At 68.1% G+C, this 13,802-nt stretch carries 12 protein-coding genes and 4 pseudogenes; 3 read left to right on the plus strand and 13 right to left on the minus strand.

Going from position 1 to position 13,802, the window contains the following annotated elements; translation table 11 throughout:
- Nucleotides 1-9: 9 nt before the first annotated feature.
- The 7 genes from CLT72_RS10715 to CLT72_RS10740 all read right to left on the minus strand — a co-directional run bounded on the left by CLT72_RS10715 (nucleotide 10) and on the right by CLT72_RS10740 (nucleotide 6,153).
- The gene (locus CLT72_RS10715; protein ID WP_101411283.1) at nucleotides 10-1,452 is read right to left on the minus strand and encodes a relaxase/mobilization nuclease domain-containing protein; all 1,443 of its coding nucleotides are present in this window, start codon (nucleotides 1,450-1,452) and stop codon (nucleotides 10-12) included.
- The gene (locus CLT72_RS10720; protein ID WP_088999585.1) at nucleotides 1,449-1,868 is read right to left on the minus strand and encodes a hypothetical protein; all 420 of its coding nucleotides are present in this window, start codon (nucleotides 1,866-1,868) and stop codon (nucleotides 1,449-1,451) included. The genes CLT72_RS10715 and CLT72_RS10720 overlap by 4 nt, the downstream gene beginning before the upstream one ends.
- 11 nt (nucleotides 1,869-1,879) lie before the next feature.
- On the minus strand, nucleotides 1,880-2,227 hold the full coding sequence (locus CLT72_RS32690) for a deazapurine DNA modification protein DpdA family protein (protein WP_449288794.1): 348 nt from the start codon (nucleotides 2,225-2,227) through the stop codon (nucleotides 1,880-1,882).
- A gap of 66 nt (nucleotides 2,228-2,293) precedes the next feature.
- Nucleotides 2,294-3,283: a phosphotransferase gene (locus CLT72_RS10725; protein WP_088999584.1), complete on the minus strand. Its 990-nt coding sequence runs from the start codon at nucleotides 3,281-3,283 to the stop codon at nucleotides 2,294-2,296.
- A 501-nt stretch (nucleotides 3,284-3,784) separates the two neighbouring features.
- Complete coding sequence (locus CLT72_RS32250; protein WP_199184546.1) at nucleotides 3,785-4,165, minus strand: DUF7660 family protein; 381 nt, start codon at nucleotides 4,163-4,165, stop codon at nucleotides 3,785-3,787.
- Nucleotides 4,166-4,798: 633 nt separating this feature from the next.
- Nucleotides 4,799-5,818 carry a site-specific integrase gene (locus CLT72_RS32695; RefSeq protein WP_486484227.1) on the minus strand — a complete coding sequence of 340 codons (1,020 nt, stop codon included), beginning with the start codon at nucleotides 5,816-5,818 and terminating at the stop codon, nucleotides 4,799-4,801.
- Nucleotides 5,815-6,153: a hypothetical protein gene (locus CLT72_RS10740; RefSeq protein WP_101411285.1), complete on the minus strand. Its 339-nt coding sequence runs from the start codon at nucleotides 6,151-6,153 to the stop codon at nucleotides 5,815-5,817. Before CLT72_RS10740 ends, CLT72_RS32695 begins: the two co-directional genes overlap by 4 nt.
- Nucleotides 6,154-6,565: 412 nt before the next feature.
- On the opposite strand from CLT72_RS10740, the pseudogene CLT72_RS32700 reads away from it, so the two are divergent.
- Nucleotides 6,566-7,311, plus strand: a pseudogene (locus tag CLT72_RS32700) (IS5 family transposase).
- A 73-nt stretch (nucleotides 7,312-7,384) separates the two neighbouring features.
- On the opposite strand, the gene CLT72_RS10750 reads toward CLT72_RS32700, so the two are convergent.
- Nucleotides 7,385-8,653, minus strand: coding sequence for an Ig-like domain-containing protein (locus CLT72_RS10750; RefSeq protein WP_101411287.1), 1,269 nt, complete (start codon nucleotides 8,651-8,653; stop codon nucleotides 7,385-7,387).
- A gap of 518 nt (nucleotides 8,654-9,171) precedes the next feature.
- Between CLT72_RS10750 and CLT72_RS10755 the strand changes: the two genes are divergently transcribed.
- Complete coding sequence (locus CLT72_RS10755; protein ID WP_101411289.1) at nucleotides 9,172-10,332, plus strand: serine hydrolase; 1,161 nt, start codon at nucleotides 9,172-9,174, stop codon at nucleotides 10,330-10,332.
- A gap of 167 nt (nucleotides 10,333-10,499) precedes the next feature.
- Here the strand turns inward: CLT72_RS10755 and CLT72_RS10760 are convergent.
- The 5 genes and pseudogenes from CLT72_RS10760 to CLT72_RS10780 form a co-directional block, all read right to left on the minus strand.
- Nucleotides 10,500-10,718 (minus strand): annotated as a pseudogene (locus tag CLT72_RS10760) (ArsR/SmtB family transcription factor); the annotation flags it as partial.
- A gap of 10 nt (nucleotides 10,719-10,728) precedes the next feature.
- Nucleotides 10,729-10,941 carry an IS3 family transposase gene (locus CLT72_RS10765; protein WP_101411291.1) on the minus strand — a complete coding sequence of 71 codons (213 nt, stop codon included), beginning with the start codon at nucleotides 10,939-10,941 and terminating at the stop codon, nucleotides 10,729-10,731.
- A gap of 98 nt (nucleotides 10,942-11,039) precedes the next feature.
- Nucleotides 11,040-11,642 (minus strand): annotated as a pseudogene (locus CLT72_RS31530) (IS3 family transposase); the annotation flags it as partial.
- A 70-nt stretch (nucleotides 11,643-11,712) separates the two neighbouring features.
- Nucleotides 11,713-11,925, minus strand: a pseudogene (locus tag CLT72_RS32705) (transposase); the annotation flags it as partial.
- A gap of 277 nt (nucleotides 11,926-12,202) precedes the next feature.
- The gene (locus tag CLT72_RS10780; protein ID WP_101411295.1) at nucleotides 12,203-12,412 is read right to left on the minus strand and encodes a heavy-metal-associated domain-containing protein; all 210 of its coding nucleotides are present in this window, start codon (nucleotides 12,410-12,412) and stop codon (nucleotides 12,203-12,205) included.
- Nucleotides 12,413-12,612: 200 nt separating this feature from the next.
- On the opposite strand from CLT72_RS10780, the gene CLT72_RS10785 reads away from it, so the two are divergent.
- Nucleotides 12,613-13,776, plus strand: coding sequence for an FAD-dependent oxidoreductase (locus tag CLT72_RS10785; protein WP_101411297.1), 1,164 nt, complete (start codon nucleotides 12,613-12,615; stop codon nucleotides 13,774-13,776).
- The last annotated feature ends 26 nt before the right edge of the window (nucleotides 13,777-13,802 follow it).

The following is a 13,802-nucleotide window of genomic DNA, read 5'->3' on the forward strand; positions in this document are numbered from 1 at the left end:
CTCCTTCCGTTACCGGGCCCGCGGTGTGCGGCGGGCACTGTCCACTGTCGTGCTGGGCGTTGCCGCCACCGTGAGCGGCGTCGTTACCGGCCGCTGCCAGCCGGCGGCGAGGGCCCGGAGTTGCCCGGCTGCGTCCCGGGCGGCCTGCGCCTGGTGCAGCCGCTGCTGAGCGGTGCGGAGGTACTCCAGCGCGTCGGCAAGCCGGGCCATGTCGAGCACCAGCGCCATCGCGGCGACCGAGTCCTCGTCTGCGGCGATGCGACCTATGAGCGCTACCAGCCGCGACATCGCTCGTAGCTCGTACGACAGGGACGTCGTGCGCGCGGTCCGTGCGTACATGTCACGTGCGGCGCGGTCGAACACCCCCGCCGCCCGGTGCAACGGCCCACGCAGGCTGCCTTCCCTCGCGTACGCCAGGCTCGTGAGCACGTCGGCTGCGGCGGTAGCGGCGGCCTGGGCGGCCGCGGGATCCTCGCGGGCGCTGCGGCGGATCTCTTCCGCCGCCGCCTGGGTGACGCTGGCGGCGTCGCGTAGGGCTTGGGCGCGGGCCGTGACCCGACCTCCCGACGGTAGGCCGGCGGCCGGCGGCGGGTCGCCCCACCGGCGGCGCAGCTTCGGCAGGGTCAGATCGGGGGCGAGTCGCCCACCGGAGAACCACACCGGTTGCCCGTCACCGGTGCCCGCGCCAGGCAGAGCGACGGCGTAGCCGGTGATCTCATCGGCGTTGACGGTGCTGCAACGCACTCTGATCAGCACCCCTGCCTCCCGCAGCCGGTCGAGGAACTCCAGCTCGGTGCCGGCGGCGGCGACGGCGGTGCGGACCCGCCGTCGCAACTCGTCGCGAGAGGTGTCGCTCCAGCCCATGCGGCGGGCCTTGTTGACCTCCACCGGGTGGGGCCTCCGGTGGGCGGTGCGGTCGGCCGGGGGTACCTGCCTGCGCAGGCCGTAGCGGCGGGCGACGTTGTAGGTGGCCTTCACGCACTTGGGGTAGTCGTTGCGGGCCCAGTTCGTGCGGCCGTCTTCGCGCACGAGGGTGGCGACGATGTGGACGTGGTCGTCGTTGTGCCGCACCACCACCCACCGCAGGCCCGGGTCGTCGGCTTGCGTGGCAAGTCCCGCTTCGGTGAGCATCTCCCGGGCCATGCGCCCCCAGGTGCCGTCGGTGAGCACCCGGTCGCGGTCCTCCGGCGCCAGGCGCATCGAGCAGTGCCACACCGGTTTCGCCGGCGGGCGGATCCCCGCGCGTACCGACTCCTCCAGGAGAGCGATCAACCTCCGGAAGTCCCGCTTACCCGAGGCGGTGATCTCCGGCTCCAGATCGGCCAGCTCCCCGGCACCGTCCCACGCCGCGACCAGCCGCGGGTCGACGTGCTCCTCCTGCTTCCCCGGCCCGTAGAGGTAGCGCAGCAGCCCACCGACGCGGGTGCCGCGACGGTGGACGCGCGCGATCACCGCAGCCGCCGGTCGATCAGTGCCGTCACCTGGTCGAGGCGGGCGACGGCGTGCGCGCACAGTTGCACTGCCTCGACGGCCCAGCCGGGTAGCTCCCCGGTCGCATTCGCGGCCGCCGCAGCCTGGTTGACGTTGGAGCCGAACATGTTCACTGCGCGGCGGGCGGCGAACAGTTGCCGCTGCAACTCCCGCAAGTCACCGGTAAGGCCCGTGGCCGGCTCTTCTGCGCGCGCTACGCCGATTACCACCTGCGCCGTGTATCCCGCTGGCGTGAGACCGGCTCGCCGGGCCGCCTCAACGACCAGCGCCTTCTCCTCGTCCGAAAGCCGAGGATAGATCCGGTGGGAGCGACCGGGGCTGAGGTGCTCCCGGTGCCGGCCCTGGCCAGAGGCGCTGACATTGCCTTCGGTGCTCACGGCAACGAGTCTTACGCCTGGCCGTTAACGCCCCTGTGAGCGGAACCGTTACCGGCACTGGCCAGCGGCCGGACCTTGGGACCCGGGCGGCCTGATGGCTGCAGCATCGGGCGGCGATAGCCGCGTGGACGATGCGGTCGACGACAGAGGCGGGCGAGGGAAGGCGGATCCGGCGTGCTGGTCGGCGTTCGGGGTGTCGGCACCGAACAGGTCGAGGGTGAGTTGGCGTGGCTGCCGCAGCGCGTGCATGACCTTTCCCGCCACACTAGGGCGTAGCGCAGGCAGTTGTTGCAGGGCCCCGCGTGCTGGCAGCCGGGCAGCCGGACCTTGTCGGCTCGCGCCCCATAGCTCCAAGCCAATGATCAGGGCGTTGACCAGCGGCTCGCAAAGTAGTTCCGGACGGTGCGAGCTGCGATCGTCCGGAACTACTTTGCGGTTTCCTGGCTCAGCTGACTCAAGGCCGACGGTCCCCACCTGGTCGGGTCGTCGCCGGGCGGCACCATCGCCAGGGCCTGCCAGAGCAGGAGGATGTTCAACCAGCCCGCCTCGGCCGGAGTCAGCGGACGCTCGGACTGGTAGCCAGTAAGGAACTCTGCGCGAACTTCGGCCGACACTGGCCCCCAGTTGTGGTAGCGGGTGCCGAGCAGGACCGCCGCGCGGGCTAGCTCGACGATTCGGTGATCATGCTGGGCCTCCTCGAAGTCGAGGATCGCGACGACCTCGCCGCGGGCCCACAAGATGTTGGCGGAGCGGATATCGAAATGGACGAGTTGGCGAGGAAGCCGGTCGGGCGGTGCGCTGGTGACCAGCCCGCGCAGCGTGTCACGAGCGGCCATCGGCAGATGGTCGGCGCGGGAGTCGAGCCAGTCGGTGACCCGGGCCGTCAACGGCTTGAACGAAACGGCGGGGGCGAGAAGGTGATCGGCGTCCGGGTATGCGGCCAGCGCGTCCTGCAATTGGGCGAGTATGAGTCCGGCCGCCCGCACCTGGTTGAGATCAGCGGTGTCGAGGAGGTCGCCCACGATCTCGCGCTGCAGGCTCATCGAGACACGGTCGACCTCGACCTGGAGGCGGCCTTCTCGTGCGGGAACCGGCGGCGAAACCGGTAGCCCTCGGCCGTCGAGCCAGCTCGTGAGACGCGCCGTCTCCATCAAACGCGGAAAACGCTCGGGCACTACCGACCATTTCGCGAGCAGTCGGCCGGACGGCGTGCCGACCCAAGCTATCGCGTTGCCCCCGCTCATGACGATTCGCTCGCAGGAGTCGATGCGAACGCCCCAGTGCTCCTTCAGCATCGCGGCGACCCAGCGGCCGGCCGACTCTGAATCGCCGAAGCCGAACCGTTCGTCGAGCGCGTGGCGAGGGTCGTGCGGCTCCCACAGCATCTCCAACGTCGGCGCCTGCGATTCGATCATGCGTTGTATCCCATCACAGGGCCGGCGGATGCCGCTCGCCCGGCGCCGTCAGACAACCACTCGAATAACCATCCAGGTGGCGGGCTGCGCGGGCGGCATACGCGTGCCAGTAGATGCCGATCTTCTATCGTCCCGGGCGGGCAGAGTCGGAATCATCCCCGGCGCGCGGTGTCGATGGTGAGGTCGGCGCGATCGCGGGTGCCGTCGGTTCTCAAGAAGTCGTCTTCCTCGATCATCCACTTCCGCCAGCGTTGCTCGGCAACGGCGAAGGAACGGTCGCGAGGACTGCATCGGATGAACCCGCCACGGTCGGAGCAAGATATGGCCATTAGCCGCCAATCTCGACCGGGCGCGGTCGAGAACACCCGGCGGGGTGTCGGTTGGCTCACGTCCGGTCCGGTCGATCTGGCACCAGCGGTCCTCCGTGGCCTGCGGCGGGGCCAACTTCCCGAGGCATGCGGCGCAGGTCGTCCGCCTGACGATCGGTGCTGCACGGCCTGGCTACGTGGTGGCCCACTTCGCGCGGTCACGGGCCACCTCATTTGTCAACGCCAACTGAAAGCCATCCTCAAGATCACTCATAAAGTGTGTGCCAGAGCCAGATCCAGCTTTCAGGCGGAGCCGACAGTTACTCGTAGACGCAGGCCCCCCCCGCAGGATGTCCGCTACCAGGGACCACGTGGGCTGCTCAGGTACCTCCCGACCCTGATTGCGCGCCCAGCCGTCCATGCTGCCGATCCAGGAGGACATAGCTTCGAGGTAGCGGGGCAGGTCTACGTTCTCCCAGTAGTCCGGGGGCGTAGCCGACTCTTCGGCGAGCGCCCGAACGTAGGCCGCCAGATCCTCGCGGTTTTTCACTGCGCCGGTGTCGTTGAGATCCATCAGCCGATGATCGCTTACCAGTCGAATGGCCCGATAGGAGCCGTCCAGGGCCGATCGCAAGGTCGTGACGATCGCAGGGCGCTCAACCGCCGTCGAGGGCGGGGCGATCGCTGCCGCGCCGCTTCGCGGCTTGCCATCGGGTATTGGACTCCAGGCGCGCCGAAGCCGGTGGTACGCCAAGCCGCCCCCGGCCTGAGAGGCCGGGGGTGGTAAGCCGTAAGCCGCCGGACCAGACAGCCACGCGCCCACCGCCCAGCCGCGTGCCAGTAACCGGTGTTCCAAACGGTCAGCAGCGGCAGATCGGGGCACCCATCGTCACTCAGCTCAACGGCGTTATGACGACGCACGGTGCCGAGCAGGGCCTGCTCGTCGCTTGGGGGTGGACTGACGAAGCCCGCGCGAGACGCGCTGAAGAACCAGCACCTACGGGTGCGGGTCGACGCCGCCCTACGGACGTACGACCGGCTGCCTGAAGAGATCCGCACCCACATGCCGCTACGCCGGGTATGGATGCTCTCGGACGCTGGCCTCTGACACGTGCCGCTCTATTGAAGCGCATGCCGCGCACCGCGCACGCATTCCTGGGTGGGCCTGGACTGCAGCAACCAGGCCCACCCCGCGGTCGGTTCCGATTCAGGCCAGAGGATGTGGCTCGTTGGTCAAGGCCGCTAGAGCGGCGGCAACCTCCTGAAGACTCGCCCGGACGTACGTAGTGGTCGTGCCGACGTCGCTGCCGCTGTCGGAGTGACCGGCGTACGCGCGGGCCACGGCGTAGCCGAAGTTCCGCTCGACCCACGTCAACGTCGTGTGCCGCAGCCAGTGCGTGCTGATCTGCTGCACGTACACCCACGGCAGGTGCTCACCGATGCGCACCCACAGATGGTCGTAGCGCCGATAGGTGATCGGCTGACCGTTGCGGTAACGCAGCAGCTGGCCAGTTCCCACCGCCTGGCGTTCCTCGGCATGCTGCTGCAGATGCCTCATCAACGTCGGTGACACCGGCTGCCACCGCACCGTGTCGCCCTTCTCCCGCAGCAGGATGAGGCACTGGTCCGGGTCCAGGTCGACCGGCCGCAGGGCGAGCGCACCGCCCCGGCGGCACGCCGTCTCTGTGTGCAGTCGCAGCAGCAGGCTGTCCAGCGCGGGGTCGTCGCCCGTGCTGGCGGCGACGGCGTTGATCTCCGCCAGCCTGCTGTCTGCCACGGCTCGTCTGGTGCTGGGCAGGCGCCGCGGCTTGGCCACTTTGAGGGCGGGGTTGTCCGCCGCGGCGATGTACCCGTCGGCAACAGCCCGCTTGTACAGGCACCGCAGCGCGGCGATCAGGTGCTCCGCCGCGCTTCTTCCGCCTCGGGCGTTGCGCCGGGCCACCACGTGCGTCTTGGTGTACTCGGCGAGCTGCTCGATCTCCGAAGGGGTCGGCTCGTCGAGCCGCCGCTGCCCCCAGTGCTCCAGGACCCGCTTCCAGTACGAGCCGTACGCCCGCCGGGTACCGTCACTGACCGCCGCCGCTACCACGGGCACGTACTCGGCAAACGTCGGTGCGGGTGGACGGTCCGACGCCGCCTCGACAAGATCGGCAGGCGAGATCCCCATCCGCGCCAGCAACAGCCGCGCGGCATCCAGCTCTGCCCGGCCCATGGTGGTGTCGCTCATGCCTGACCACCGCCCAGCAGATCGGCATGAACCGCGACGACCATCGTGTCCAGGGCGGCAGGAGGGTGCACCACAAGCAGGCCGTCAGCGGGGTTCGCGGCCAGGAGCACCCGATCGCCGGCGGTGAGCCCGCACCAGTTCCGGACAGCCGCCGGCAGGTGGAGGTGGCCCTGGCCGGTGACGGTGAAGACGCCCTGCCGGTCCAACCGGACGACGATGACTCCCGAGCCCTCACGGATGTGCAGCCGCGTGCCCGGCCCCCACCCGAGGGCACGGGTGATCGTACGGTCGGCGATTCGGCCACTGGGGTCGATGGCAGCCAGGCCGTACACCATCGTGCCGGCACGTGGCGACGGCAGAACCGGCAGCGGCAACGGCGGGCGACGAGAAACTCCCCCACGCGGCTCGCTCCGCCCCGGCTGTCGATCAGGCAGCAACACGGGCGGAATGACCGGAGCCACAGAACGCTCAGCCACGACAACCGCCCCCGCTCGAGACAGGCTCGATCGAGGGTGTCGCTGAGATCAGATTTGCGTGATCAAGCGTGCTTGACCACCAGTACGCGAAACACAGCATGGATGCTGCAATTTGGTGTCCGAGGGGGGATTCGTACACGAATTTGCGGCACCCATGCTCAGCATGGGTGCTCATGCCGTAATGCTATAGCAGTCAGCGGGCACTGCGGAAATACGAGACAGGGCGGCCGCAGCGATAGCCGAGGGGGCATGTCCATAGCCGTCAGTTCAGGTGATCAGCTACGGGAAACCCCGGCCACAGCGCAAACCGACGGCACAACCGTCGGCGAAGGCGTTGTGCGGGATCCTGTTCGTGCTCCACACCGCGATCCCGTGGGAGTACCTGCCCCAAGAGCTTAGGTTCGGCTCAGGAATGACCTGCTGGCGCAGGTTGCGGGACTGGAACGACGCCGGTGTCCGGCAACGACTGCATGAGGTCCTGCTGGGCAAACTCCGGGCCACCGGGCAACTCGACATTTCCCGGGCGGTGATCGACGGCTCCCATGTCCGGACGCTCAAGGGCGACCCAAACCGGTCCGAGCCCGGTCGACCGCCGTAAGCCAGGCTCGAAACACCACGTCATCACCGACACGGGCGGCATCCCCTCGCCGCGACCCTGGCCGGCGGCAACCGCCACGACGTTACCCAGCTGATGCCCCTGGTCGACAAGTCCCACGGATCAGGGGCATCAGCGGCCGACCCCGGCAGCGACCGCAGCGACTCTACGCCGACCGTGGCTACGACTACGACTGCTACGACGTCAGCTTCGGGCCAAGGGGCATCACCCCGGTCATCGCTCGACGCGGCGTCGGGCACGGCTCCGGCCTCGGCGCCCGACGGTGGGTCGTCGAGCAGACCATCGCCCTGCTGCACTGGTTCCGCCGCCTGCGCATCTGCTGGAAGATCCGCGACGACATCCACGAAGCCTGCCTCACCCTCGCCTGCGCCATCATCTGCTGGCGCCGACCCCAACACTGAAAAAGTTAGGAGTTGTTAAGCCATGGGAGCGGCCCGCCGGTGGCGGGCCGCTCCTCGTCTTCCACGGCTCCGGTCAGCCGCTGGTCACTGACGGGACGGGGGCTGGCGATCCACCGGCCGCGGCGCCCGGGTGCGGCACGTGGGCCGGGGCCTGCGTGAGCCCTGCGGGTACGGGCAGTGCGCTGCCCTTGACGAACTCGTCCCAGCCGATGTTCCAGGCCGTCCAGCCGTTGCCCGGCTGCAACGGCACTTCAGTACCCTTGAAGGTCACGAGGTCGCCGACCTGGGTGACGCCCATCAGCCAGTCCGCGGCGGCGGCGGCGATGTTGGTGCAGCCGTGGGAGACGTTGACTTTCCCCTGGTCCCCCTCGGACCATGGCGCCCCGTGGATGAATTCGCCGCCCCAGGTGAGCCGCTGTGCGTCCTCGACGTCGACGACGTAGCCGCCGTTTGGTTCGCCCCTGGTGTCGAACGTCGTCTGCTGGTGCTTCTCCATGATCACCATCTTGCCGCTGGAGGTCGGGGTGCTCGGCTTGCCGAGGCTGACTGGGATCTTGCGGATCAGCTTTCCGTCCCGCATGACCGACATCTGCTTGGTGGCGTTGTCGACTTCCAGGGACACCTGTCTGCCGATTTTGGAGGTGGCGCTCCGGTCGGTGTCACCGATTCGGTCACTACCGATCGGCAGGCCCTCCAGGCCGGCCCGGACGCTGATCGTGGTGCCCGGTCGCCAGAAGTCAGGTGCCCGGTAGTAGACCTGGCTGCCATCGTCCAACCAGGACCACGTGCCTGGCTGCGGTGGGTTCGTCTTCACGAACAACCGGCGCTGCACATCCGCTCGGGCCTCTTTCTGGATGGGCGGATCGAACGCGACAGTTACGGGCATGGCGGTGCCGTAGGTCTGGTTGGCAGCGAAGTAGAGCGTGCTGATGATCATCGGTTTGGTGGGTCTAGGCATCGTGGTGAAGGTTGCCTTTCGGGTGGTGGACTGCCCGGAGTCGCCGGTCGCGGTTACCTCGGCGGTGTAGGTCCGTTGGGGCTGCAACGGCACGCTCGGCACCCAGGCGGACCCGTCTTCGCGCGGCTCCGCCCTGACCTGGGTTCCCCTGTCGTCGGTGATCCGCACAGCGCTGATCCGCCCGCCCGTCACGGCGGTTCCCACCTCGGCGCTGATCGGCACATCGCGGGTGCCGTCCAGAGGTGTAAGGGTGAGCCTCGGCGGTGTCGACCGCCCTTCGGCCGGCCCGACGCTCGACGTGCGTTCGGTGGTGCAGCCGCCCAGGACCGACGGTGTGGCTGCAATGGCCACCACCAACAACGTCAAGCGCTGCCTCAACTCCATGATCCGCCCCCGCTCAATTAGTTCCCTCCGCCACATTTTCCCTACTATGCGGCGATAGTAGGGCCGATTTCAGAAATACGTGAGAGTCTCTAGCCTCGTCTGTGCCTGTTTGCCCGAACCGGCAGAGGCAGGCCCGTTTTCATTGGGATCCGTTTGGCTCCCACTGTCGCGATTGGGGGATAACGTCCGTAGTGCATCTGCGCTCCCGGTCGGCCCAGTCGGGCTTGCGCCGAGGCGCGCTGACTCCTGCGTCGCCAGCACCGATTACCTCGGTAGGGCATGGCGTGCCAGGATCTGCAACCGGGCCAGAAGGGGCAGGAACGATGAACAAGCTCAGCGGGATATAAAGACGAGATCGGGCAGTCAACGGAACATGCCGACCAAGGGCGTGCGGCAGGCGTGAATCGAACCAATGGCTCTTTCAGCGCTCGCGCCTGCAACAGGCTCTCGCCGTCGCTGCAGGCCGCTTTCTCCAACCCGACCCCACTCACCCTGCCGAGGACTTACCGTGCATCAACATGACCACTTCTCGTGTTGCGGCAGTTACATTAGGCACCGCATTGCTTGTGCCCGCCGTGGCGGTCTTGCCGCCATCGCGGGCAGCGGCCGCACAGGAGGTGCCATGCCCGGCCCTCGAGCCGGCTGTGCCCCCACCCGCTACACCGTCTCCTCCCCCGGTTGACGCCGCCGAGCGGAAAATCGGAGGAGACGCGCTGGCCACAGCAGGGTTGGCGATCCCCCCGGATGTGCCGATGCCGCCGGCGGTGACCGCCACCTCGTGGATCGTGGCGGATCTCAACAGTGGTGCGGTCCTTGGTGGGTGCGGTCCGCACGAGCGCCGGACGCCGGCCAGCGTACAGAAGCTGCTGTTGGCCGCCGCCTTGGTACCTCGCCTCGATCCGGCTCAGGTCGTCGAAGTGAAGCGGGAAGACCTGGCCGATCTTGACCCGGCCAGCTCGTTGATGGGGGTGGTCGAGGGCGGCCGGTATTCGGTCGAGGATCTGTGGCTGGGGCTGATGCTCAGGTCGGGAAATGATGCGGCCAATGTGCTGGCCCGTGTAGGTGGCGGCAAGGCCGGCAGGCGGGGCGGCATCGACGCGATGAACGACGAAGCCCGCAGGTTGCGCGCGAACCAGACCCACGCCGCAACACCCTCTGGCCTGGACGGCCCCGGTCAGTACACCAGCGCGTACGACCTGGCGCTCATCTCGCGAGCGACGTTCGCCCGGGAAGACTTCCGGCGATACATGCAGACCAGGGTGGCGACGGTGCCGACACAGCCGCAAAAGCCCGCCTTCGAGATCACCAACGACAACACCTTGCTGGACCGCTATCCAGGGATGCTGGGCGGGAAGACCGGCTTCACTCAATTGGCTCGGCAGACATACGTCGGCGTGGCCGAACGCGACGGTCGACGGCTCGCCGTGACCCTGCTTGGCGCGGAAACTGCGCCGCTGGGGAGCCTGGGCGAGGCGATAGCCCTGCTCGACTGGGGCTTCGCCGTCCCTGACGACGCATCCGTCGGCCGCCTGGTTTCAGCAGAAGAGAAGAGGTCGTCGGTGATGTTGCTGCTGAGCGGCCTAGGCCTGGGAGCAGCCGTCGCTCTGCTGGTGATCGTCGTGGGACCCTGGAGGCGAAGATTAGGTGGCCGCCGAGAAGCTACACGGAAAGCGTGGTGATTCTGCCACATCCGTGCCTGCTTGCTATTTCGGGGCATTGACAATCTGCGGCCGAAGAGGTCGTGCGTGTGTCGGCGCCATTGGGCGTCCCCCGTGGCATCTCGGGATGCCCTCGGCTGATAGGGCATTGCGGGTCGCGCAAGATCGCCCCGTACGCTGTGCGAGATAGCCATAGCAGTTGGGCGGTAGTACGCCCAGACGCCCCGCTTCTCGCGTTCGAGCAGGCCGGCCTCGGTGAGGATCCGAAGGTGATGACTCACGGTCGGCTGGGATAGACCGAGCGGCGCGGTAAGGTCACTCACGGATGCCTCCCCCTGCGGAGCGGACTGGATCAGACTGAGCAGCCGGGCCGGGTCGGCGACTGCCTTCAGGACTCCCGCGAGCCTAAAGTGACCCCTATCGGCCGGACACCTCGATGTCTGTCGGGGACTCTCGGTGGATCTTTTTGTAGGTGTTGGGGCTGACGTTACCCAGACGGCTGTGCCGGCGGCGAGGGTTGTAGAAGCCTTCGATGTAGGAGAAGACCTCCATCTCCAGTTCGTGTCGGGACGGCCAGGCGCGGGTGTAGACCAATTCGGTCTTGAGGGTGGCGAAGAACGACTCGGCCATGGCGTTGTCGTAGCAGTCGGCGACGGAGCCCCTGGAGGCCAGAACGCCGCAGGATCGCAGGGTCCGGCCGAACTCGAACGACGTGTACTGCGATCGGAGCGGTGGACGAGCTGCTCACGCGCCGGTCGACGGTGCTGGATGTCCATGCCGACCGCGTCGAGGATCAGCTCGGTGCGCAGGTGATCGGTCATCGCCCACCCGACGACTCGGCGGGAGTAAGCATCGACTACGACCGCGAGGTAGAGGAACCCTTCCCAGGTGCGCAGGTAGGAGATGTCCGCGACCCACAACCGGTTCGGTGCGGTGGCGGTGAACTGCCGCCGCACCAGGTCCGGTGCGGTCGCGGTCGATGCGGCCTTACGGCGGGGCTTACCGCGCCGGCGCCGGTGGGCGCCCTCGATCTCAGCCAGCCGCATCAGCCGGGCAACCGCCTTGCGGTTCCAGCGGTGGCCGCGTTCGTGCAGCTCGGCGGTGAGCCGCCTGGCGCCGTAGACGCCGCGGTGTTCCGACCAGGCTTGCCGGGTGACCTCGATACGGTGCTGGTCGTGGCGTTCCCGGTCGGCGGCGCGATGCCGGCCGGCGCGTAACCACTGGTAGAAGGCGCTGTGGCCGACGCCGAGGAGTCGGCAGAGCAGACGGACCGGGTAGGTGGTCTTCTCCGCGTCGATGAACCGGTACACGTCGGTCCGGTTCACCGCTCCGTCTCGCGTGCGAAGAAGACCGCGGCTTTTTCAAGATCTCCTTCTCCAACTCCAACTGAGCGACCTGACGCCGCAACCGCAACAGCTCAGCCCGCTCATCAGCGGCCAGGTCACTGGGCCGACCGCCGTCGCGTTCCTGCCGCAACTGCGCCACCCAGTTACGCAGCGTCTCGTGGTTGACGCCCAACTCCCGACCCACGTCACGGATCGTGCGACCAGAGTCGAGCACCAACGCCGCAGCGTGGCGCCGGAACTCCTCGGGGTACTTGCTCTGTCGAGCCACAGCGGTTTCCTCCTCCTCGGCAGGATGCCAAGTCAGGAGGTGTCCGGTCTCAGGGAGTCACTTCAATGATCAATTCGGTGGCCTGCTGCCGTTGGCTGTAGTCGACACATGACAGCAGGGGCCCCACCCGGCCCTGGGGATAGCCGCCAGCAACCCGGGCCGGGGTATCCCCCAGCCCGGGTTGCCGCCGGTGGAGCGGCGGACATTGCGTCGGCATCGAGGCCGACGCCGTACTGCCGACAGGGACGGGAGGGCGGCGCCTGGACCGGGGGCCAGGTCAGGCCCGAGCCGCCTCGTACCCGGCTTCTTCGAGTGTCTCGACAACGCAGGCATCATCGATGTCACGGTCCGCCCGCAGCGTGGCCCGTCCGGCGGCCAGGTCCACCTCGACGGCGTCGACGCCATCCAGCTCGCTGAGTAGGTTCTTGACCTTGTTGGCGCAGCTGTTGCAGGTCATGCCGGTGACCTTGTACACGGTTGTACTCACGATCGCACTCCTCACTATACCCGGCAGGGGTATCTGTGCGCCCGACCGTACGCCATAAGCCGATGTCTTCGCAACCATGACCCGGTAGGGGGTATCTCCCGTGGCGCCGCCCGTCGCCTCCAGGAGGGCTTATACCCCTTCCCCCTATGCGTATATGCTGTTGGCTACCCGGATGGGGTATGCACGCATGGAGGTGCGACATGGAAAAGATAGTTGTGGTCGGGGCGTCGCTGGCCGGACTGCGTGCCGTTCAGGCTCTGCGCAGGGAGGGTTTTGCGGGTGAGGTGGCGCTGATCGGCGCGGAGCCGCACGACCCGTACAACCGGCCGCCGCTTTCGAAGAGCGTTCTTCGGGGCGACGACGATGTCGCCTTGCCCGGCGCGGAGGAGCTCGACGGGAGTTGGCTGCGCGGCAGGACGGCGGTGCGCCTGGACACCATCGACAAGGTGGTGGTCGTGGATGACGGCACGGTGGTTCCCTATGACGGCCTCGTCATCGCGACCGGAGCCCGGCCGCGGCGGCTGGCCGAGCATCCGGCTGGCGTGCACACGCTGCGGACACTCGAAGACGCGCTCGCTCTGCGCGCCGCCTTGGCTGAAGGTCAGCGGCGGGTCGTGGTGATCGGCGGCGGCTTCATAGGCGGGGAGGTGGCCTCGACCGCGCGGTCCCTCGGCCATGAGGTCACGGTCGTTGACAGCGCGGCGCACCCCATGCTCGCCACCCTGGGCGCCGATGCCGCCCGCTGGCTGGGCGCTCATCACCGCCGCAACGGCGTGGACCTCATCTCTGGCGTGCGTGTCACCGGCTTCCACCGCACGCCGCAGCTCGCCGGCGTACGGCTTGGTGACGGAGAGGTGATCCCGGCCGACCTCGTGGTCGCCGGCATGGGTGTAGTTCCCAATACCGAATGGCTGGATGGCAGCGGTCTCACCGTTGACAACGGCGTGGTGTGCGAGCCGACTCTGCACGCCCGGGGCGCGGACGACATCATGGCCGCCGGGGACGCGGCCCGCTGGCCACACCCGTTGTACGGCAACGCTTTGGTCCGGGTGGAGCACTGGGCCAACGCCAACGATCAGGGCGCGGTTGCCGCGCTGAACCTGCTGGCCGGGCCCGAACACGCGACGCCGTTCGCGGATGTGCCCTCGTTCGCTACGAACGTGCACGGCGCACGGATCCAGATCGCCGGCCTGCCGCATCTGGCCGAGGCGGCCAAGCTGGCCATCGGCACCTTTGAGGACGACAAGTTCGCCGTCGGCTTCACCGCCAACGGCGTGCTGGTCGGTGCGGTGGCGGTGAACTCGCCGAAAGACTTCGTTCGCCTGAAGCGGGGTATCGCGGCGGGCAGCCCGCTCGAGCTGTGAGCCACGTGCACGGGGCAGGTCCAAGC

The organism is Micromonospora sp. CNZ309 (genome assembly GCF_002846525.1).

Excerpts from the sequence above, each read along its gene's own strand:
- CLT72_RS10785 (WP_101411297.1), top strand. The coding sequence starts at position 12,613 with ATGGAAAAGATAGTTGTGGTCGGGGCGTCGCTGGCCGGACTGCGTGCC.
- CLT72_RS32250 (WP_199184546.1), bottom strand. The coding sequence starts at position 4,165 with ATGGATCTCAACGACACCGGCGCAGTGAAAAACCGCGAGGATCTGGCG.
- CLT72_RS32695 (WP_486484227.1), bottom strand. The coding sequence starts at position 5,818 with ATGAGCGACACCACCATGGGCCGGGCAGAGCTGGATGCCGCGCGGCTG.
- CLT72_RS10740 (WP_101411285.1), bottom strand. The coding sequence starts at position 6,153 with ATGGTGTACGGCCTGGCTGCCATCGACCCCAGTGGCCGAATCGCCGAC.
- CLT72_RS10750 (WP_101411287.1), bottom strand. The coding sequence starts at position 8,653 with ATGGAGTTGAGGCAGCGCTTGACGTTGTTGGTGGTGGCCATTGCAGCC.
- CLT72_RS10765 (WP_101411291.1), bottom strand. The coding sequence starts at position 10,941 with ATGGCCGAGTCGTTCTTCGCCACCCTCAAGACCGAATTGGTCTACACC.
- CLT72_RS10755 (WP_101411289.1), top strand. The coding sequence starts at position 9,172 with ATGACCACTTCTCGTGTTGCGGCAGTTACATTAGGCACCGCATTGCTT.
- CLT72_RS10725 (WP_088999584.1), bottom strand. The coding sequence starts at position 3,283 with ATGATCGAATCGCAGGCGCCGACGTTGGAGATGCTGTGGGAGCCGCAC.